Consider the following 21,869-nt stretch of genomic DNA (forward strand, 5'->3'; position numbering starts at 1 on the left):
CCTACATTAAATCCGCGAGTTTATACGTCAGTGTTTGTTCTGCTGTCGCCAGTGTTAACTGGTCAGCAGTCAGATCGACCTGTGCGCCTTGCTTAAACATGTCGCTGACGATCCCGTCGAGCGCGTTAAGCTGTGGATCGGCGCACATCATGCGGGTCATCGCCATATCTTTAACCTTCAACTCGCCGTCGGACAGTTTGCCCTGACCGTGGAATTGATTACACATCTTTCCCGATACCGTCATGTTTTCGCCAAAACTCAATTCGGGTTGGTTATTAGCGACGGTGACGGCTTTACCATTCACGCTCTGCAAAACGAAGCGGTGATGCTGCAACTGTTCGCGATTGACGGAAACTTTTCCATTGCTCACACAGCCAGCCATCAGCATGCTGAGCGCAATCAACGTGACAACTTTTTTCATTCAATTTCTCTACGTTTGTGACGGGAATATATTCAATATAATAATGATACTGAAGATTTTAGCATCGGTGATTATCTGAAAATGCCCCCCTGAATCCAGGGGAGCATAGGGATTAGAAGAGGGCGTTTGGACAGGTTTCGCCTTTGGAGATCTGTGCCAGATTTTGCAGCGTTGTCTCAGAAATGCTGGTCAATGCTTCGGCCGTCAGGAACGCCTGGTGACCGGTGAACAGCACGTTATGACAGGCCGACAGGCGGCGGAACACATCATCCTGAATCACGTCATTGGATTTATCTTCAAAGAACAGGTCGCGTTCGTTTTCATACACGTCCATACCCAGAGAACCAATTTTCTGGTTTTTCAGCGCATCGATAGCGGCTTGTGAATCGATCAATGCCCCGCGGCTGGTGTTAATAACCATCACGCCATTTTTCATTTGCTCAAAGGCTTCGTGATTGAGCAGGTGATAATTCTCCGGTGTTAACGGACAGTGCAGGGAGATGACATCGGACTCCGCGAACAGCGTTTTAAGATCGACATATTCAACGCCTAACTCCAGTGCGGCAGCGCTTGGGTAGGGATCAAACGCCAGCAGGCGCATCCCAAAACCTTTCAGGATCCGCAGTGCCGCAATCCCAATCTTACCGGTACCGATCACCCCAGCCGTTTTGCCATACATGGTAAAGCCGGTCAGCCCCTCAAGAGAGAAGTTGGCATCACGAGTACGCTGATAGGCGCGGTGAATACGGCGATTCAACGTCATCATCATGCCAATCGCATGTTCAGCGACGGCTTCCGGTGAATAGGCTGGCACACGGACGACCTGCAGGCCGAGCTCTTTTGCCGCGTCGAGATCGACGTTATTGAAGCCGGCGCAACGCAGCGCAATATATTTCACGCCATGCTTTTTCAGCTCTTCCAGAACCGGGCGGCTGCCATCGTCGTTGACGAAGATACAGACGGCTTCACAGCCATGGGCTGTTTTGGCTGTTTTCTCCGTCAGCAGAAAGTCAAAGAATTCAAGTTCAAAACCAAAAGCCTCGTTAACCTGCTGCAGATACTTCTTGTCGTACTGTTTTGTACTATAGATGGCGAGTTTCATAAGACTTTCTCCAGTGATTTTGACGTCACATTAATCCAATTCAAATTATTTTACAAAATCTAAAAAGTTATTGATAGTCATAGGCGTAATGAATAATTTCAGCGCATCTGTTGTTAGTGTGGGCAGGTTACTCAATTTCAACAACTGGATATTTTTCCGTCCAACTCAATACCCGTAATCGATGCAGGTAAAAAGCCAGCCGAATCACATCCAGACAGCTACGCTTATACAGGTAGCAAATATCGGGAGGGGTCATGTTAACTCACTCTGAAGCAAAGCGATGGGCCACCTTAATGCTTAAGGCGGCATTATGTGATGGTATGAAACCTGAGGAGATTTCCCGGCAGGTACATCTGGTCTGCGATCATCATGGTAGGGAGTGCCTCGAAGAGCTCATTGAGGAAATTCTGATAGAAGCTGGTCGTTTAGGACCTAAACATAGCGATGGAGAACTGAGGCCTCATTGAGTCTGAGTTCTTTATATTCCCGACGGCACGTGTAACAGCGTGCCATATAAAATAATGCACTATCTTATTGAATTGATTATTATTTTATTAATTCTCGTTGATTGATAAATAGTGCACATACTTCATGGGAATTTATTCTTAATGTGGGCATATCCTGTTAAACATGCCACAATACTGGCCTAAACCGGCTTAAATTTTCGCTAAATCAGGATATTAACTACCCATGAAGGGTAAATATAAAGCCGCTCTGGCACTTCTCTTATTATTGATTCTCGTGCCGCTGACGTTGGTCATGACGCTTGGCCTGTGGGTTCCTACGCTGGTGGGCGTCTGGTTACCTGTTGGCACGCGCATCGCGCTGGATGAGAGCCCACGGCTGACACGGCATGGGCTGCATATCCCGGAACTCCGCTATCTGGTCGATGATTGCCCACTAGCGCGCATTACTCAGGCCGATCTTTCCCATCCCAGCCGCTGGTTGCTTAATGTCGGGACAATTGAGCTGGATTCCGCTTGCCTGGCTAAATTACCGCAGACAGAAGCGTCTCCGGCAGCGCCCAAAACGCTGGCTGAATGGCAATCGATGCTGCCCAATACCTGGATTAACATCGACAAAGTTATTCTCTCCCCCTGGCAGGAGTGGCAGGGAAAACTGTCTCTCTCGCTAACGCCATCGACCCAGCAACTGCGCTACCAGGGTGAAAAAGTGAAATTCCAGGGGCATCTGCACGGGCAAAATCTCACGGTAAATGAGCTGGATATAGCCGCATTTGAAGGGCAACCGCCGGTAAAACTGGTCGGTGAATTTACCATGCCGCTGGTTCCTGATGGACTACCGGTGAGCGGTCATGCGGTTGCTACTCTGAGCTTGCCGCAGGAGCCCTCACTGGTGGACGCCGAACTGGAGTGGCAAGAAAACAGCGGACAACTGATCGTTATGGCGCGGGACAATGCCGATCCGTTGCTCGATCTTCCGTGGGAAATAACCCGCCAGCAATTAACCATCAGCGACGGTCGCTGGAACTGGCCTTATCAGGGATTCCCGCTCAGCGGGCGGTTGGGCATGAAAGTTGAAAACTGGCAGGCCGGGCTGGAAAATGCGGTGGTGAGCGGGCGTCTGAACATACTGACCCAAGGCGATGCAGGTAAAGGAAACGCCGTATTAACGCTGGGGCCGGGTAAGCTGGGTGTGGATAGTAGCGACATGCCGTTACAGTTGATAGGCGAGGCGAAACAGGGTGACCTGATCTTCTACGCCAAATTACCCGCCAGACTCACCGGAAGCCTGAACGACCCGCAGCTGGCTTTCGAGCCAGGAGCGCTGCTGCGTTCGCGTGGACGGGTGATTGACTCGCTGGATATTGACGAAATTCGCTGGCCGCTGGCGGGCGTAAAAGTAACGCAGCGCGGCGTAGATGGCCGTCTGCAGGCTATATTGCGCGCGCATGAAAACCAGATGGGCGGTTTTGAATTGCATCTGGATGGTCTGGCAAATGATTTTCTCCCTGACGCGGGTCGCTGGCAGTGGCGGTACTGGGGCAAAGGCAGCTTTACGCCAATGCATGCGCGTTGGGACGTGGCGGGTAAGGGCGAATGGCATGACAACACCCTGAAGCTTTTTGATCTCTCCACCGGATTTGACCACCTGCAATACGGCACCATGAAGGTAGAAACCCCACGCCTGGTGATGGACGAGCCGATCGTCTGGGTACGGGATGCCAACAAACCGACTTTTAGCGGCGCGCTGTCGCTGGACGCAGGGAACACCACTTTTACCGGGGGGAGCGTGTTACCGCCGTCAACCCTGAAGTTCAGCGTGGAAGGCACCGACCCGACGATTTTCCAGTTTAAAGGACAGCTTCACGCGGGCGCGATAGGTCCAGTACAGGTAAATGGCCGTTGGGACGGGATCCGCCTGCGCGGACAGGCCTGGTGGCCAAAACAATCGCTCACCGTATTCCAACCGCTCATCCCACCAGACTGGAAAATGAAGCTACGTGAAGGTGAACTGTATGCGCAGGTTGCGTTTTCCGCTGCCCCGGAACAGGGCTTTGAAGCGGGCGGCCATGGGGTATTAAAAGGCGGTAGCGCCTGGATGCCCGATAACCAAATTAATGGCGTCGATTTTGTGTTGCCTTTCCGGTTTAGTGAAGGCGCATGGCAACTGGGTACGCGTGGACCTATTTCACTGCGTATTGCGGAAGTGGTGAATCAGGTGACGGTGAAAAATATCGCCGCCGATCTACAGGGGGCGTATCCCTGGAGTGAAGACAATCCGTTACTGTTAAGCGATGTCAGCGCCGAACTGCTGGGGGGCAAAGTCATCATGCAACAACTGCGGATGCCGCAGCACGATCCGGCATTATTACGGGTGCAGAATATCTCTTCCAGCGAGCTTATCAGCGCGGTTAATCCCAAGCAATTCGCCATGTCTGGCCCGGTCAGCGGTGCGTTGCCGTTATGGCTGGATAACGAAAAGTGGATCATTAAAGACGGCTGGCTGACCAACCCGGGACCTATGACGCTGCGTATTGATAAAGACACGGCGGATGCCGTCGTCAAAGATAATATGGCAGCCGGTGCGGCCATTAACTGGCTGCGTTATATGGAAATAAGCCATTCCTGGACGAAAATAAATTTGGATAATCTCGGTGTCTTAACCATGCAGGCAACCGTAACTGGCAATAGCCGGGTGGATGGCAAAGTGGGGACGGTTAATTTGAATTACACCCATGAGGAAAACGTCTTTACGCTATGGCGTAGTTTGCGTTTTGGCGACAATTTACAGGCATGGCTTGAACAAAATGCAGCGCTGCCAGAATCCCATTGCCCGGAAGGCAAGGAATGTGAGGAACAACAATGAAAACGATAGCTGCCATGCTGGGTCTGCTGGCTTCATCTCTGCTGAGCGGGTGCACACCCAGAATCGAAGTGGCTGCGCCTAAAGAGCCGATCACTATTAATATGAACGTCAAAATCGAGCATGAGATCCATATCAAAGTCGATAAAGACGTTGAGAGCTTATTAAAATCGCGCAGCGATTTGTTCTGAGGTCACGATGAAAAAACAGCTTGCAGTGATCCTGGTGGCATTGAGTTTATTCAGTGGCAATGGGTGGGCATTGACCTTGAATGAAGCCAGATCCCAGGGGCGGGTGGGCGAAACGCTTAATGGTTATCTGGTGGCATTGCAAACCGACGCCGAAACGCAGGCGCTGGTGAGTGAGATTAATAAAGCACGCAGCGTCAGCTATCAGCAACTGGCTGAGAGCAATAACATTCCTCCAGATGAAGTGGCGAAAATGGCCGGACAAAAGCTGGTCGCTCGGGCTAAACCAGGGGAGTACGTCCAGGGCATCAATGGTAAGTGGTTGAGAAAATAATAAATCTTCTCTGCACACAACCAGAGAGGCACGACGCTGACTTATTCATCGACATCGCAATAGTTGCCACACGGCATCAAACTGAGGCTGATATAGTTCAACACCGGTCGCGTTGCGGAGTGAAATCATGTGGCTTTTCAAGTGGTATGTCTGGAATCGTTGGATATTCAAGCTGTTAAGCCGGGATGTTGCCGAGCCAGAACAATTTTTGCTGCATTGCTGGGAAGAGAATCTGGCGAAGTGCAGAGATTATGCAACCATCTGGCGCGATATTAACCGCATTCACGGTAAACAGGTGCAGGTAAAGAAGTAAATGCTGGAGAAACCCTCCCACCGGATGGTGAGAGGGTGAATTATCAGGCAGCGACGACGCTGTCGATAGCGGCTTTCGCATCGGACTGCGCTTTGGACGCCACTTCCGGGCCGTACGCAATGCCTTCAGCAAAGACGACGTTCACGTCGGTGATGCCGATAAAGCCCAGGAATACGTTCAGATACGGCGTGATCAGGTCGGTCGGCGTATCTTTATGGATACCACCACGGCTGGTCAACACGACTGCTCGTTTACCCGTCACCAGACCTTCCGGACCTTTCTCGGTATAACGGAAAGTCACACCTGCACGGGCAATCAGATCGAAATAGTTTTTCAGCTGGGTTGGGATGTTGAAGTTATACATCGGCGCGGCGATAACAATCACATCATGCGCTTTCAGCTCAGCAATCAGCTCATCGGACAACGCCAGCGCTTCCTGCTGACGCGGTGTCAGCGGTGCATCGCTCGGGCGCAGCGCACCCACCAGTTCGCCATCCAGTACCGGAACAGGATTTGCAGCCAGGTCACGGACGGTGATTTCATCAGCGGAGTGCTTTTCACGCCACTGTTCAACAAAATAATCAGACAACTGACCAGACTGAGAGTACCCTGCCAGAATACTGGATTTAAGAACTAATACCTTGCTCATGGGTGTTTCCTTTTATGTGTTTGAAGGGGGAGTGCCCCGTTGCTTGTTGACACTTTATTCACAATCCTGTCGCAGTGATAGCGCAATATATCGAATCCTATGTTCGAAATTATTGAACAACACATGAAAAGCGCTGATGTGGTACTCTATACCTATCATCTAAAAGAGATTTAACCCGGCAGAGCACTGCCTTTTAACGCTATGACAGAACAACAAAAATTAACCTTCAACATGTTGCAGCAACAGCTGGATTCACTGATGCTGCGTGACAGACAGCGTTTTGCCCGCCGCCTGCAGGGCGTGAAGAAGGTTAAAAATCCTGATGCACAACAGGCCATTTACCAGGAGATGGCAAAAGAGATTGATCACGCTGCAGGTAAAGTTGTGCTGCGTGAAGCCGCGCGTCCGGTCATCAGCTACCCGGAAAACCTGCCCGTCAGTCAGAAAAAACAGGATATTCTGGAAGCGATCCGCGATAACCAGGTGGTGATTGTCGCCGGGGAAACGGGGTCAGGGAAAACCACTCAGTTACCCAAAATCTGTATGGAGCTCGGGCGCGGGGTAAAAGGGCTGATCGGCCATACCCAGCCGCGTCGTCTGGCGGCGCGTACCGTGGCGAACCGTATTGCAGAAGAACTGCAAACCGAGCCGGGCGGTTGTATCGGTTATAAAGTCCGTTTTAGCGATCATGTCAGCGACAACACCATGGTTAAGCTGATGACGGACGGTATCCTGCTGGCGGAAATCCAGCAGGATCGGCTGCTGATGCAGTACGACACCATCATCATCGATGAAGCGCATGAGCGCAGCCTGAATATCGATTTTCTGCTCGGCTATCTGAAAGAGCTTCTGCCGCGCCGTCCGGATCTAAAAATTATCATCACTTCGGCGACCATCGATCCGGAGCGTTTTTCAAAGCATTTCAATAATGCACCGATTATCGAAGTCTCTGGTCGAACCTATCCGGTGGAAGTTCGCTATCGTCCAATTGTTGAAGACGCAGATGACACCGAGCGTGACCAATTGCAGGCAATTTTTGATGCCGTAGATGAGTTAGGCCGTGAAAGTCAGGGAGACATTTTGATTTTCATGAGCGGCGAGCGCGAAATCCGCGATACCGCCGATGCGCTGAATAAGCTGGATTTGCGCCATACCGAAGTGCTACCGCTATATGCGCGTCTTTCCAACAGCGAGCAGAACCGTGTGTTCCAGTCGCACAGCGGTCGCCGTATCGTGCTGGCGACCAACGTGGCGGAAACCTCGCTGACCGTTCCGGGGATCAAGTATGTGATTGATCCGGGTACTGCGCGTATCAGCCGTTACAGTTACCGCACCAAAGTTCAGCGCTTGCCGATTGAACCGGTGTCGCAGGCCTCTGCCAACCAGCGTAAAGGCCGTTGCGGTCGTGTTTCGGAGGGGATCTGTATTCGTCTGTATTCCGAAGACGATTTCCTGTCGCGCCCGGAGTTTACTGACCCGGAGATCCTGCGTACCAACCTGGCGTCCGTTATTTTGCAGATGACCGCCTTGGGGCTGGGCGATATCGCGGCGTTTCCGTTTGTTGAAGCACCGGATAAACGTAACATTCAGGACGGTGTACGCCTGCTCGAAGAACTGGGGGCAATAACCACCGACGAACAGGCAACCGCTTACAAACTGACGCCATTGGGCCGTCAGCTCTCGCAACTGCCGGTGGATCCGCGTCTGGCGCGCATGGTGCTGGAAGCGCAAAAACATGGCTGCGTACGTGAGGCGATGATTATCACCTCGGCGCTGTCTATTCAGGATCCGCGCGAGCGCCCGATGGACAAGCAGCAGGCTTCCGACGAAAAACATCGCCGTTTCCACGACAAAGAGTCTGATTTCCTTGCATTTGTGAATCTGTGGAACTATCTCGGCGAGCAGCAGAAAGCGCTGTCGTCAAACCAGTTCCGTCGTCAGTGCAAACTTGATTTTCTGAACTACCTGCGCGTGCGTGAATGGCAGGATATCTACACGCAACTGCGCCAGGGGGTGAAAGAGTTGGGGATTCCTGTTAACAGCGAACCCGCTGAATACAGAGAGATCCACGTCGCGTTGCTGACCGGTTTACTGTCACATATCGGGATGAAAGATGCCGATAAACAGGAATTTACCGGGGCGCGTAACGCTCGCTTCTCGATCTTCCCAGGCTCTGGTCTATTTAAAAAACCGCCGAAGTGGACGATGGTAGCGGAGCTGGTGGAAACCAGCCGCCTGTGGGGACGTATTGCTGCACGCATCGATCCTGAGTGGGTCGAACCGGTTGCCCAGCATCTGATCAAACGTTCATACAGTGAACCGCACTGGGAACGTGCGCAGGGCGCAGTGATGGCAACAGAAAAGGTTACCGTCTACGGTTTACCGATTGTTGCAGCTCGTAAGGTGAACTACAGCCAGATCGATCCCGCGTTGTCGCGTGAACTGTTCATCCGCCATGCTCTGGTGGAAGGCGACTGGCAAACGCGCCATGCGTTTTTCCGTGACAATTTGAAGTTACGCGCAGAGGTGGAAGAGTTAGAGCACAAATCGCGCCGTCGCGACATTCTGGTTGATGATGAGACGCTATTTGAGTTTTACGACCAACGCATCAGCCATGATGTAGTCTCCGCGCGTCACTTTGACAGCTGGTGGAAAAAGATCAGCCGTGAAACGCCGGATCTGCTCAACTTTGAAAAGAGCATGCTCATCAAAGAGGGCGCGGAAAAAATCAGTAAGCTGGATTACCCGAACTTCTGGCATCAGGGCAATCTCAAACTACGGTTAAGTTACCAGTTCGAACCCGGGGCCGATGCGGACGGTGTGACCGTGCATATTCCGCTCCCGCTGCTCAATCAGATCGAAGAGAGCGGTTTTGAATGGCAAATTCCGGGGCTGCGCCGTGAACTGGTGATCGCCCTGATTAAGTCTTTGCCGAAACCGGTACGACGCAACTTTGTGCCCGCGCCGAACTATGCGGAAGCGTTTTTAGGCCGCGTCACGCCGCTGGAACTGCCGCTGCTGGACTCGCTGGAGCGTGAACTGCGCCGCATGACCGGCGTGACCGTTGACCGTGAAGACTGGCATTGGGATCAGGTGCCCGATCACCTAAAAATCACCTTCCGGGTAGTGGATGATAAGAACAAAAAGCTGCAGGAAGGACGTTCGCTGCAGGATCTGAAAGACGCACTGAAGGGTAAAGTTCAGGAAACATTGTCTGCGGTGGCGGATGACGGTATCGAACAGAGCGGGTTGCACATCTGGAGCTTCGGTCAGCTTCCGGAGAGTTACGAGCAAAAACGCGGTAACTATAAGGTAAAAGCCTGGCCAGCGCTGGTGGATGAGCGTGACAGCGTTGCCATCAAACTGTTTGATAACCCGCTGGAGCAACAGCAGGCGATGTGGTGCGGTTTACGCCGCCTGTTGTTGTTGAATATTCCTTCACCAATCAAATATTTGCATGAGAAACTGCCCAACAAAGCCAAGCTGGGGCTGTATTTTAACCCGTACGGTAAAGTGCTGGATTTGATTGACGACTGTATATCCTGTGGTGTGGATCAACTGATCGACGCCAACGGTGGTCCGGTGTGGACCGAAGAAGGCTTTGCGGCGCTGCATGAGAAAGTGCGGGCTGAATTGAACGATACGGTGGTGGATATTGCTAAGCAGGTCGAACAAATTCTGACCGCGGTGTTTAATATCAACAAACGTCTGAAAGGGCGCGTGGATATGACCATGGCGCTGGGGCTTGCGGATATCAAATCGCAGATGGGCGGGCTGGTGTACCGTGGATTTGTTACCGGCAATGGTTTCAAGCGTCTGGGCGATACGCTGCGTTATTTGCAGGCTATCGAAAAGCGTCTGGAAAAACTGGCTATCGACCCGCATCGTGACCGTGCGCAGATGCTGAAAGTGGATAGCGTGCAGCAGGCCTGGCAGCAGTGGTTCAATAAACTGCCTCCCGCGCGCCGTGAAGATGACGATGTCAAAGAGATCCGCTGGATGATAGAAGAGCTGCGCGTCAGCTATTTTGCCCAGCAGCTTGGTACGCCGTATCCGATTTCCGATAAACGTATTTTGCAGGCGATGGAGCAAATTTCGGGATAAATCGGTACCAGACAGCATACCGGGTAAGGTGACGTCACCGCCCGGTATGCAACCCGATAAAGTATTAAGATCAGGAGTCATGAGTATGAGCCAGTTTCCGACACTTTCCGCAACCACGCTTGCGGCGATCAATACCGTAGGGCGATGGTTGGCGCAGAATGATTTTACGGGGAATATCACCGTTCAGTCAGATTGCGTGATTCTGGCAGGGAACGCGGTTATTCCGACCATCGATGCCGCCTGCCGGATCGCGAAAGAGCAACAGGTTCCCTTGTTGATTAGCGGTGGCATCGGTCACTCCACACGATTTTTGTATGACGCGATTGCAGAGCATCCTCGTTACAACATCATTCGTACCACCGGACGCGCGGAAGCGGCGATCCTTGCCGATATCGCACATCAGTTCTGGCAAATCCCGGGGGAGAAGATTTGGGTGGAAGACCAGTCAACAAACTGCGGTGAGAATGCCCGTTTTAGCTGTGCATTATTGAATCAGGCGACGGAAAGTATTCATACCGTCATTGTGGTACAGGATCCCACTATGCAACGTCGCACGATGGCAACCTTTCAGCGCGTAACCCGCGATGAGCCGCATGCGCCGCGCTGGTTGAGTTTCCCTGGATTCATCCCTGAGCTGGCCCAACAGCAAGACGGCGTGGATTTTGTGCCAGCAGCAGAAGGTTTGTGGTCAGTGGATCGCTATCTGTCTCTCATAACCGGTGAACTTCCTCGCCTGCGTGATGATGCCACCGGTTATGGGCCTTGTGGCCGCGATTTTATTGCCCATGTTGATATTCCTCAGAACGTTGAGCAAGCCTGGCAGCAGTTGCAAAATGACATCGTGCTGACTGACTTACTGGAGAGCCGCTCTCTGTAATTCCTGTTGCCCGTTTGTCGGCGTTTTGCGGCAAACGGGCAAAAATCACACCTGTTTTTTCCCTTCATCATCACTTTGCCAGACGCTTTTATGAAGCCGCTCACAGAACAGCCACTCCAGCCATAATACGACCTGCATGATTGATATTAATTAACAATAGTTTTACTTGTTAAAAACAAATCAATCACAGGAGAGCCGCATGTCAGTACCCGTACAACATCCTATGTATATCGATGGGCAGTTTGTGACCTGGCACGATGATGCCTGGATTGATGTCGTCAATCCTGCCACGGAAGAGGTGATCTCGCGTATTCCCGATGGACGTGCCGAGGATGCGTGTAAAGCGATCGATGCCGCACAGCGCGCTCAGCCGCAATGGGAAGCGCTGCCCGCCATTGAACGGGCGAACTGGTTACGCAAAATTTCTGCGGGTATCCGTCAGCGAGCCAGTGAAATCAGCGCGCTGATTGTGGCGGAGGGTGGAAAAATACAGCAACTGGCTGAGGTCGAAGTCTCGTTTACCGCCGACTATATCGATTACATGGCGGAGTGGGCGCGTCGCTATGAAGGCGAGATCCTGCAAAGCGATCGTCCGGGCGAGAATATTCTGCTGTTTAAGCGCGCTTTGGGCGTGACTACAGGCATTCTGCCGTGGAACTTTCCATTTTTCCTGATTGCCCGCAAACTGGCTCCCGCACTGTTGACGGGTAATACCATTGTCATTAAGCCGAGTGAATTTACACCGAATAACGCCATCGCCTTTGCCAAAATTGTTGATGATATTGGCTTGCCGCGCGGCGTATTTAATCTGGTACTGGGACGTGGTGAAACGGTCGGTCAGGCGCTGGCCGCAAACCCGAAGGTGGCCATGGTGAGCATGACCGGTAGCGTCGGGGCGGGTGAGAAAATTATGGCTGCGGCGGCTAAAAATATCACCAAAGTTTGCCTGGAGTTGGGCGGCAAGGCCCCGGCTATCGTGATGGATGATGCCGATCTTGAACTGGCCGTAAAGGCAATTGTTGACTCGCGGGTGATCAACACCGGACAGGTATGCAACTGTGCCGAGCGCGTGTACGTTCAGAAAGGTATTTATGACCAATTCGTCAATCGTCTGGGTGAGGCGATGAAAGCCGTGCAGTTTGGCAATCCGGCTGAGCGCAATGATATTGCAATGGGGCCGCTGATTAACGCCGCTGCGCTGGATCGTGTAGAGCAGAAAGTTGCACGAGCGGTGCAGGAAGGCGCCAGAGTGGTGCTGGGCGGTAAGGCCGTTTCCGGCAAAGGGTATTACTATCCACCGACGTTACTGTTAGACGTGCGCCAGGAGATGGCGATTATGCACGAGGAGACGTTTGGTCCGGTGCTGCCGGTGGTAGCGTTTGATACGCTGGAACAGGCGCTGACGATGGCCAATGACAGCGATTACGGTCTGACCTCATCGATCTATACGCAGAATCTGAATACGGCGATGAAAGCGATTAAAGGGCTGAAGTTTGGCGAAACCTATATTAATCGTGAAAACTTCGAGGCGATGCAGGGCTTTCATGCTGGCTGGCGCAAGTCCGGGATTGGCGGGGCTGACGGTAAACACGGTCTGAACGAATATCTGCAAACGCAGGTGGTGTATCTGCAGTCCTAAGTTTTCGCCGGGTGAGCCTGTACGCCACCCGGCGCAATTCTCACACTTTGCTGGCGATCCATAAGAATAAGCCGGGTGAGCAAAAGTTAATGAATTTTTAACAAAAGCCCGTTATGGTGACGCATTATTGTTTTTATTCAGGAAGTGTTATGGGGAATAAGTATTCTGGCCTGCAAATTGGCATTCACTGGCTGGTCTTTTTGTTGGTCATTGTGGCCTACAGCGCTATGGAGTTTCGCGGATTTTTCCCGCGCAGCTATCGTCCCTTATTTAACATGGTGCACGTATCCTGTGGCATCACTATTTTAACGCTGATGGTGGCGCGTCTGCTGGTCAGGCTAAAATATCCGGCACCGCCGATTGTGCCAAAACCGAAGCCGATGATGACCGGAATGGCGCATCTGGGGCATCTGGTTATCTATCTGCTGTTTATTGTTCTGCCGATTATTGGACTGGTGATGATGTATAACCGGGGTAACCCGTGGATTGCATTCGGCATTGTTATGCCGCATGCGGCAGAGGCCAATTTTGATGTAGTGGATATGCTGAAGTCCTGGCACGTGACGCTGGCAAATCTGGGCTATTTTGTTATTGCTCTGCATGCCGCTGCGGCCCTGATGCACCACTATTTCTGGAAGGACAATACGCTGCTGCGCATGATGCCGCGAAAACGCTCCTGATGTAATGCCCCGCAAATGCGGGGTATTTTTTTAGCCGATTATTTTTCCAGACATCATAAAAACTTACCGGCAAGATGGTTAAACAACGTCCAGTTCATCACACTCGCTACTTGATTGCTGCTCTTATTAAAACTACTGTATATAAATACAGTAAATGAGAGGCAGATTATTATGTTGTTTTTCCAGCCTGCGGAACGCCGCGAAATTAAACACTTTCCGTTATTTAGCGATCTTGTGCCCTGCGGTTTTCCATCTCCTGCACAGGACTACGTTGAGAAACGTATCGACCTCAATGACCTGCTGGTACGGCATCCCAGCGCAACCTATTTTGTTAAATCATCTGGCGACTCTATGAGGGGAGCAGGGATCGGCGAGGGTGATTTACTGATTGTCGACAGCGCCAGAAAACCTGCCCATGGAGACATCGTTATTGCCGCCGTTGAGGGCGAATTCACCGTTAAACGCCTGCAATTACATCCGGTTGTGATGCTGAAGCCAGAGAACAGCGCCTACGCGCCGATCATGATTAGCAGCGAGGACACGCTGGATATATTTGGCGTGGTGACATTTATCATTAAAGCAGCGGGCTGATGATGTTTGCACTGGTGGATGTTAACGCGTTTTATGCCAGCTGTGAGTCGGCATTCCGGCCTGATCTGAAAGGGAAGCCCGTTGTCGTTCTTTCAAACAACGATGGCTGCGTTATTGCCAGCAGCGTAGAGGCAAAGGCGCTTGGCGTTAATATGGGCGCTCCGTACTTCAAACAGAAAGATCTGTTCAGGCGCTATGGCGTGTTCTGTTTTAGTTCGAACTACGAACTGTATGCGGATATGAGCAGCAGGGTGATGTCGATTCTGGAGGAGCTATCGCCACGCGTGGAGATATACAGTATTGATGAAGCCTTTTGTGATTTAACGGGCGTGCGAAACTGCAGGGATCTTACGGATTTTGGTCAGGAAATCAGAGCAACCATTTTGCAGAAAACACGTCTCACGGTTGGGGTCGGTATCGCTCAGACCAAAACCCTGGCCAAACTGGCAAACCATGCGGCCAAAAAGTGGCAGGAACAGACGGGCGGAGTCGTGGATCTCTCAAATATTGAACGCCAGCGTAAGCTGATGGCAGCACTCCCGGTTGATGAAGTCTGGGGCATCGGACGCCGTATCGGCAAGAAACTGGACGTCATGGGCATTAAAACGGTTCTCGACCTGGCGGATACCGATATTCGCTTCATTCGTAAACATTTCAGCGTCGTGCTTGAGCGAACCGTCCGGGAATTGCGCGGTGAGCCTTGTCTGGCGCTGGAAGAGTTTGCGCCGGATAAGCAGGAAATTATCTGCTCAAGATCGTTTGGTGAAAAACTCACGGATTACAACGCCATGAGAGAGGCCATTTGCACCTATGCTTCACGTGCTGCGGAAAAGCTGCGCAGAGAACACCAGTACTGCCGGTTTATCTCTACGTTTATCAAAACCAGTCCGTTTGCCCTGAATGAACCTTATTACGGTAACAGCGCATCGATAAAACTGCTGACGCCAACTCAGGATAGCCGGGACATTATTACAGCAGCCACGCGCAGCCTGGACGCCGTTTGGCGAGAGGGGCTACGTTATCAAAAAGCGGGCGTTATGCTGGGGGATTTTTTTAGCTCTGGCGTTGCACAGCTGAATCTTTTTGATAATAACGCCCCGCGGCGTAATAGCGATAAATTGATGGACCTACTGGATACTCTTAATGCTGAAAAGGGGAAAGGAACGCTCTACTTTGCCGGGCAAGGGATACAGCAGCCGTGGGCGATGAAGCGAGATATGCTTTCACCACGTTATACAACGAGATACAGTGATTTGCTGCGGGTAAATTGATAGCCAAACAAGGCTTCCGCCCACCTTATTTATACCGGATCAATTATCCTTTCAATGACAGGACGTTGTAAATTGCCAACGATTCCATAACCTTGGATACCTTTCCAGCGCGGCTAAATTAGCGCTCCTTTAATACTTCGATAAGATACAAAGTTGATATTCAAAAAGTTGGATTGTTGTGAACTCAGGAGTAGGATTATTTCTATCTGATAGAACCAGTTATCGAACTGGCTTATACGAGTTGTTTGTTTTTCACTTACGAAAAGGTGGTGCTGGTAATGAGTACATTCATCATTCGTTTATTATTTTTTTCTCTCTTATGCGGTTCTTTCTCAATACATGCTGAAGAGCAGAACGGTATGAAACTTGAGCGGGTTGTGATAGTGAGTCGTCATGGAGTAAGAGCACCTACGAAGTTCACTCCAATAATGAAAGATGTCACACCCGATCAATGGCCACAATGGGATGTGCCGTTAGGATGGCTAACGCCTCGTGGGGGAGAACTTGTTTCTGAATTAGGTCAGTATCAACGTTTATGGTTCACGAGCAAAGGTCTGTTGAATAATCAAACGTGCCCATCTCCAGGGCAGGTTGCTGTTATTGCAGACACGGATCAACGCACCCGTAAAACGGGTGAGGCGTTTCTGGCTGGGTTAGCACCAAAATGTCAAATTCAAGTGCATTATCAGAAGGATGAAGAAAAAACTGATCCTCTTTTTAATCCGGTAAAAATGGGGAAGTGTTCGTTTAACACATTGAAGGTTAAAAACGCTATTCTGGAACGGGCCGGAGGAAATATTGAACTGTATACCCAACGCTATCAATCTTCATTTCGGACCCTGGAAAATGTTTTAAATTTCTCACAATCGGAGACATGTAAGACTACAGAGAAGTCTACGAAATGCACATTACCAGAGGCTTTACCGTCTGAACTTAAGGTAACTCCTGACAATGTATCATTACCTGGTGCCTGGAGTCTTTCTTCCACGCTGACTGAGATATTTCTGTTGCAAGAGGCCCAGGGAATGCCACAGGTAGCCTGGGGGCGTATTACGGGGGAAAAAGAATGGAGAGATTTGTTAAGTCTGCATAACGCTCAGTTTGATCTTTTGCAAAGAACTCCAGAAGTTGCCCGTAGTAGAGCCACACCATTACTCGATATGATAGACACTGCATTATTGACAAATGGTACAACAGAAAACAGGTATGGCATAAAATTACCCGTATCTCTGTTGTTTATTGCTGGTCATGATACCAATCTTGCAAATTTAAGCGGGGCTTTAGATCTTAACTGGTCGCTGCCCGGTCAACCCGATAATACCCCTCCTGGTGGGGAGCTTGTATTCGAAAAGTGGAAAAGAACCAGTGATAATACGGATTGGGTTCAGGTTTTATTTGTTTATCAGACGCTGAGAGATATGAGGGATATACAACCGTTGTCGTTAGAAAAACCTGCCGGCAAAGTTGATTTAAAATTAATTGCATGTGAAGAGAAAAATAGTCAGGGAATGTGTTCGTTAAAAAGTTTTTCCAGGCTCATTAAGGAAATTCGCGTGCCAGAGTGTGCAGTTACGGAATAAGTAACTAATTATTATATATATAGCGTATTAAAAAATAGAAGCCCCCGGTTTGTAGTCGGGGGTATTCGTATTGTTCATAATTACATGAGTCTTCAACTGACTGTTCTTTGCGAGTGACAATCCAGTTACGCTGCTCCAGAAAAAATCCGGACTGTTCAGCGATGCAGAATACATCGAAAAGCGCTCGGTGTTGCGGCTCTAAAACCGCTTAAAACGGTGATATGTCTAAATGTGCTGTTTGTGCAACGTATTAAATAATAACAAGTTATTTATTTTACAATTAGTTAAAAAGACTGATAGTATACCCCCCTATAGTATTTGGAGGGCGTATGCCGCATTCACCCGAAGATAAAAAACGCATTCTCACCCGTGTACGCCGTATTCGCGGTCAGGTTGATGCGCTTGAGCGCGCGCTGGAGTCCGGCGAGCCGTGTTTGGCTATCCTGCAACAAATTGCCGCCGTGCGCGGCGCATCCAATGGCCTGATGGGCGAAATGGTTGAGATCCACCTGAAAGACGAACTGGTCAGCGGGGAAACAACCCCAGACCAGCGTGCCGTGCGCATGGCTGAAATCGGCCATCTTCTGCGTGCTTATCTAAAATAACACCATCACCTCGCTATAATGGGAAGAGACAAATGAAATCACGTGCAGCAGTTGCATTCGGCCCCGGCCAACCGTTAAAAATTGTCGAAATCGATGTCGCACCGCCAAAGAAAGGTGAAGTGCTGGTTAAAATTACCCACACCGGCGTGTGCCATACTGATGCTTTTACGCTCTCAGGCGACGATCCGGAAGGGGTTTTCCCGGCGGTGCTCGGCCATGAAGGTGGCGGCATTGTGGTTGAAGTGGGTGAAGGCGTTACCAGCCTGAAACCGGGCGATCATGTGATCCCGCTATACACCGCAGAATGTGGCGAGTGTAAGTTCTGTAAATCGGGTAAAACTAACCTGTGTCAGGCCGTACGTGCGACCCAGGGCAAAGGTCTGATGCCGGATGGCACAACCCGTTTCTCGTATAACGGCGAGCCGATTTATCACTATATGGGCACAAGCACCTTCAGCGAATACACCGTTTGCGCGGAGATCTCTCTGGCGAAGGTTAACCCGCAGGCTCCGCTGGACAAAGTGTGTCTGCTGGGGTGTGGCGTGACCACCGGTATCGGAGCGGTCCATAACACCGCAAAAGTGAAAGAAGGTGATACCGTCGCCGTATTTGGTCTGGGCGGCATTGGCCTGGCGGTGATTCAGGGCGCGGCGCAGGCGAAAGCCGGGCGTATTCTGGCCGTTGATACCAATCCGGAAAAATTTACGCTGGCAGGTGAAATGGGCGCGACCGATTTCATCAATCCGAAGGATTACGACAAACCGATTCAGGATGTGATTGTCGAGCTTACCGATGGCGGCGTGGACTTTAGTTTCGAATGTATCGGTAACGTTAACGTGATGCGCGCTGCGCTGGAATGCTGCCATAAAGGGTGGGGCGAAAGCATCATTATTGGCGTGGCAGGAGCCGGACAAGAGATCAAAACGCGTCCGTTCCAGTTGGTTACCGGGCGTGTCTGGCGCGGTTCCGCATTTGGCGGCGTGAAGGGTCGTACTCAGCTTCCTGGTATGGTTGAAGATGCGATGAGCGGGAAAATTCAGTTGGATCCGTTTATTACCCACCGTTTACCGCTGGAGCAGATTAACGACGCGTTCGATTTAATGCATCAGGGTAAATCCATCCGTACCGTTATCCACTTTGGCGATAACTGATTCATTGGCCAGCGGATTTCACCGCTGGCACTTTCCTGAATTTTTTAGAATTATGTTGTGAAAGTGTGACGAATCTGGCGCTTTTCACGGTAAGTAAACTTCCCGGATTGCCGATGACTATCTAACGGGCGTGTTTTCACGCATAAACCCTACAAGAGAGTCGACGGTCATGGACAACACTACATCGATGCAAGCCCAGCATAAACTGGGCTTTCTGCATCAAATCCGGCTGGTTCCGCTGTTTTCCTCCATTCTCGGTGGCATCCTTCTGCTGTTCGCCTTAAGTTCCGGGCTGGCAAGCTATTTTCTTATGCAGGCCGATCGCGATCAGCGCGACGTGACCGATGAGATTCAGGTCAGGATGGGGTTATCTAACAGCTCTAACCACTTGCGTACCGCGCGTATCAACATGATCCACGCCGGCGCGGCGAGCCGTATTGCCGAAATGGATGACATGAAGGCCAATATCGCCGAGGCAGAAAAACGGATTAAGCAATCGCAGGACGGTTTCAATGCTTATATGTCACGCGCGGTAAAAACGTCTGCCGATGAAGCGTTAGACGCTGAACTGAGCGCCAGCTTCAAAGCCTATACCGACGGCTTACAGCCGATGCTGAAGTACGCTAAAAACGGCATGTTTGAGGCGATCATCAACCATGAAAATGAACAGGCCAGACCGCTGGACTCTGCTTACAACAAGGTGCTGTTAAAGGTGATCGACATTCGTACCACCAGGGCGCATCAGTTAAGCGAACAGGCGCATCAGCGTACACAGCTTGGTATGGCTTTTATGCTGGGCGCATTCGTTCTTGCGCTGGCGCTGACCGTGATGACGTTCATTGTTCTGCGCCGTACTGTCATTCACCCTCTGTTGCGTGCCGCCCAGCGTATTGAGCAAATTTCAGCGGGGGATCTCACCATGCCGGAGGAACCGACCGGGCGCAGCGAAATTGGTCGCCTGAGCCGCCATTTGCAAACAATGCAACGTTCGCTGGGGAAAACGGTAGGCACGGTGCGTCAGGGCGCGGAAGAGATTTATCGCGGTACCAGTGAGATTTCGGCGGGGAACACCGATCTGTCTTCACGTACCGAACAACAGGCTGCGGCGATTGAACAAACGGCGGCCAGCATGGAAGAGTTGACGGCGACGGTGAAGCAAAACGCCGACAACGCGCATCATGCGAGCAAGCTGGCAGAAGATGCCTCCGGTAAGGCCAGTCGGGGCGGTCAGATGGTTTCTGGCGTGGTCAAAACTATGGGCAATATCTCAACGAGTTCGAAGAAAATCTCCGAAATCACAGCCGTTATTAACAGCATTGCTTTCCAGACCAATATTCTGGCGCTGAACGCAGCGGTTGAAGCGGCGCGGGCAGGAGAGCAGGGCCGTGGGTTTGCCGTGGTTGCTAGTGAGGTGCGCACGCTGGCAAGCCGCAGCGCTCAGGCGGCAAAAGAGATTGAAGGATTGATCAGCGAATCAGTCCGACTGATTGACCAGGGCTCCGGAGAAGTGGTCGCTGCGGGCAATACGATGACGGATATTGTCGATGCGGTAAAACGCGTCACCGACATTATGCTGGAAATTGCGGCGGCCTCTGATGAGCAGAGCCGGGGTATCGTCCAGGTGAGCCAGGCAATTTCAGAAATGGATAAGGTAACGCAGCAAAATGCCTCGCTGGTTGAAGAAGCCTCTGCCGCAGCGGCATCGCTGGAAGAGCAGGCGGCGCGCTTAACGGAAGCTGTTGGCACATTCCGTTTAACAGGGACAAGTGCTATTAAACGCGCGCCTGTGACGACAAAGCCTGACCATTCACGCCCGCAGGCGGCAACTGCCAGTGGCGATAACTGGGAAACGTTTTAACAATAAAATCAATTAAGGGACCTGATGGTCCCTTAATTTTTGGCATCAAAACGGCACGGTTTTGCGTATTGCGGCGATCAGGATCTGCGCGGCCTGAGAGAGTTGCACATCGACACGGGTAAGAATGCCGATGGGTTCACCCGCACCGTGGGTGGGTATCGGCAACGACACCAGCGTCGCCTGGCGTAAATCTTCTCTAACCGCGCCTGAAGGGACAAACCACACATAGTCGTAATCGACCGTCAGTTGGCGGGAGAGCGATGCTGACAGTGTTTCAATACAGCCCGGCGGCATTTTGCAGCCCTGACTTTGCAACAACGCCTCTGCGTGCTGGCGAGGGGCGGTTCCTTTTGGTGAAACCACCACCGGCCACTCCATCACCCGACTCAGCGTGATGGTTTCCTGCAACAACGGGTGGTTAGGGCGCACGACCAGTTTGAGCGATTCCAGAAATAACAGCTCGTAGTTCAGACCAACCATCAATTCCGGATCGGCCATACGGCCAATGCCGAGATCAATTTCCCCTGACTTTAAACCCGCCAGGATCATGGGATTGCTCATGGTGGCAACCTGCAGCGTGGTCTCCATTTGCTGCTTATGGAACGGGCCAATGACCGCCGGCAGAATGCCCAGGGCCGCGGTGGGTAAGGCGCCAATCCGTACAACATCCGTCTGTGACTCTTCGCGCTGGTTTAAGGCTTGTCCGGCGGTGTTGAGCGCATCCAGCACTCTGACTGCGTGGGTAAGAAACTGTTCTCCGGGCAGCGTTAATTGTGCGCCAAGACGGCCACGCTCAAAGAGCCGGGTACCGGTCAGTTGCTCCAGTTCATTCAGCGTTTTGGAGAGGGCTGGTTGGCTCAGGTTAAGGGTCTCAGCCGCGCGGCCCAACGTTCCCTGCTGTGCAACGGCGACAAAAGTATGAAGGTGGCGCAAGCGAATGCGCTGATTGAACAGAACATTTTTTTCCATAAGCGATGTTAAAAACAGAGTCGTATCGGTGACAAGTGAAGTTGTTCGATTTTGATAACTTGATAGCAAAATATTATTAACATTTATCCTATTTTACTTACAACTGATTTATTTTGCTTATGTTTTGTACAGCGCTGCCGGGTGGTGGGATCATGGAAGAGAATGCGTCCAGTCGATATACTTTCGTTATTGTTTGCTTTTGAACCATTA

General features: G+C 51.2%; 18 protein-coding genes. 14 read left to right on the forward strand and 4 right to left on the reverse strand.

Annotation, left to right across the window (positions count from 1 at the left end; genetic code table 11):
* Position 1: 1 nt before the first annotated feature.
* The gene (gene hslJ, locus HV350_RS12280) at positions 2 to 421 is read right to left on the reverse strand and encodes a heat shock protein HslJ (RefSeq protein WP_046274558.1); all 420 of its coding nucleotides are present in this window, start codon (positions 419 to 421) and stop codon (positions 2 to 4) included.
* Between the two features lie 112 nt (positions 422 to 533).
* Positions 534 to 1,523 carry a 2-hydroxyacid dehydrogenase gene (locus tag HV350_RS12285; protein WP_003833196.1) on the reverse strand — a complete coding sequence of 330 codons (990 nt, stop codon included), beginning with the start codon at positions 1,521 to 1,523 and terminating at the stop codon, positions 534 to 536.
* Between the two features lie 690 nt (positions 1,524 to 2,213).
* Between HV350_RS12285 and HV350_RS12290 the strand changes: the two genes are divergently transcribed.
* The 4 genes from HV350_RS12290 to HV350_RS12305 all read left to right on the forward strand — a co-directional run bounded on the left by HV350_RS12290 (position 2,214) and on the right by HV350_RS12305 (position 5,685).
* Positions 2,214 to 4,853, forward strand: a complete 2,640-nt coding sequence (locus HV350_RS12290; protein WP_181630567.1) for a YdbH family protein — start codon at positions 2,214 to 2,216, stop codon at positions 4,851 to 4,853.
* Positions 4,850 to 5,041 (forward strand): YnbE family lipoprotein, encoded by a 192-nt coding sequence (locus tag HV350_RS12295; RefSeq protein WP_016153183.1) that lies wholly within the window; start codon positions 4,850 to 4,852, stop codon positions 5,039 to 5,041. Before HV350_RS12290 ends, HV350_RS12295 begins: the two co-directional genes overlap by 4 nt.
* Before the next feature lie 7 nt (positions 5,042 to 5,048).
* Positions 5,049 to 5,372 carry a YdbL family protein gene (locus HV350_RS12300; RefSeq protein ID WP_049282415.1) on the forward strand — a complete coding sequence of 108 codons (324 nt, stop codon included), beginning with the start codon at positions 5,049 to 5,051 and terminating at the stop codon, positions 5,370 to 5,372.
* Positions 5,373 to 5,499: 127 nt separating this feature from the next.
* Positions 5,500 to 5,685 (forward strand): hypothetical protein, encoded by a 186-nt coding sequence (locus HV350_RS12305; RefSeq protein ID WP_016153181.1) that lies wholly within the window; start codon positions 5,500 to 5,502, stop codon positions 5,683 to 5,685.
* A 43-nt stretch (positions 5,686 to 5,728) separates the two neighbouring features.
* Here HV350_RS12305 and azoR read toward each other — a convergent pair whose 3' ends face one another.
* Positions 5,729 to 6,334, reverse strand: a complete 606-nt coding sequence (azoR, locus tag HV350_RS12310) for an FMN-dependent NADH-azoreductase (protein ID WP_006684422.1) — start codon at positions 6,332 to 6,334, stop codon at positions 5,729 to 5,731.
* Between the two features lie 201 nt (positions 6,335 to 6,535).
* On the opposite strand from azoR, the gene hrpA reads away from it, so the two are divergent.
* From hrpA to HV350_RS12360, 10 genes are all read left to right on the forward strand, one after another.
* Positions 6,536 to 10,438: an ATP-dependent RNA helicase HrpA gene (gene hrpA, locus HV350_RS12315; protein ID WP_181630569.1), complete on the forward strand. Its 3,903-nt coding sequence runs from the start codon at positions 6,536 to 6,538 to the stop codon at positions 10,436 to 10,438.
* Between the two features lie 85 nt (positions 10,439 to 10,523).
* Positions 10,524 to 11,315: a YdcF family protein gene (locus HV350_RS12320; protein ID WP_047417340.1), complete on the forward strand. Its 792-nt coding sequence runs from the start codon at positions 10,524 to 10,526 to the stop codon at positions 11,313 to 11,315.
* A gap of 199 nt (positions 11,316 to 11,514) precedes the next feature.
* On the forward strand, positions 11,515 to 12,954 hold the full coding sequence (aldA, locus tag HV350_RS12325) for an aldehyde dehydrogenase (RefSeq protein ID WP_181630571.1): 1,440 nt from the start codon (positions 11,515 to 11,517) through the stop codon (positions 12,952 to 12,954).
* A 149-nt stretch (positions 12,955 to 13,103) separates the two neighbouring features.
* The gene (gene cybB / locus HV350_RS12330) at positions 13,104 to 13,634 is read left to right on the forward strand and encodes a cytochrome b561 (RefSeq protein WP_019076843.1); all 531 of its coding nucleotides are present in this window, start codon (positions 13,104 to 13,106) and stop codon (positions 13,632 to 13,634) included.
* 171 nt (positions 13,635 to 13,805) lie between these two features.
* Positions 13,806 to 14,225, forward strand: a complete 420-nt coding sequence (locus HV350_RS12335) for a translesion error-prone DNA polymerase V autoproteolytic subunit (RefSeq protein WP_016153176.1) — start codon at positions 13,806 to 13,808, stop codon at positions 14,223 to 14,225.
* Between the two features lie 2 nt (positions 14,226 to 14,227).
* Positions 14,228 to 15,496, forward strand: coding sequence for a Y-family DNA polymerase (locus HV350_RS12340; RefSeq protein ID WP_029139549.1), 1,269 nt, complete (start codon positions 14,228 to 14,230; stop codon positions 15,494 to 15,496).
* A 278-nt stretch (positions 15,497 to 15,774) separates the two neighbouring features.
* On the forward strand, positions 15,775 to 17,076 hold the full coding sequence (locus HV350_RS12345) for an AppA family phytase/histidine-type acid phosphatase (protein WP_181630573.1): 1,302 nt from the start codon (positions 15,775 to 15,777) through the stop codon (positions 17,074 to 17,076).
* A 329-nt stretch (positions 17,077 to 17,405) separates the two neighbouring features.
* Positions 17,406 to 17,681: a metal/formaldehyde-sensitive transcriptional repressor gene (locus tag HV350_RS12350; protein WP_003833178.1), complete on the forward strand. Its 276-nt coding sequence runs from the start codon at positions 17,406 to 17,408 to the stop codon at positions 17,679 to 17,681.
* A 32-nt stretch (positions 17,682 to 17,713) separates the two neighbouring features.
* On the forward strand, positions 17,714 to 18,832 hold the full coding sequence (locus HV350_RS12355) for an S-(hydroxymethyl)glutathione dehydrogenase/class III alcohol dehydrogenase (RefSeq protein WP_016153173.1): 1,119 nt from the start codon (positions 17,714 to 17,716) through the stop codon (positions 18,830 to 18,832).
* 169 nt (positions 18,833 to 19,001) lie between these two features.
* Positions 19,002 to 20,690 (forward strand): methyl-accepting chemotaxis protein, encoded by a 1,689-nt coding sequence (locus HV350_RS12360; protein ID WP_181630574.1) that lies wholly within the window; start codon positions 19,002 to 19,004, stop codon positions 20,688 to 20,690.
* Positions 20,691 to 20,735: 45 nt separating this feature from the next.
* Here the strand turns inward: HV350_RS12360 and pcaQ are convergent, their stop codons facing one another.
* A complete protein-coding gene (gene pcaQ / locus HV350_RS12365; protein ID WP_003020288.1) occupies positions 20,736 to 21,659 on the reverse strand; it encodes a pca operon transcription factor PcaQ in 924 nt (307 codons plus the stop codon).
* Between the last annotated feature and the right edge of the window lie 210 nt (positions 21,660 to 21,869).

It is taken from the genome of Citrobacter sp. RHBSTW-01013 (assembly GCF_013781985.1).
GTDB lineage: Bacteria > Pseudomonadota > Gammaproteobacteria > Enterobacterales > Enterobacteriaceae > Citrobacter > Citrobacter braakii.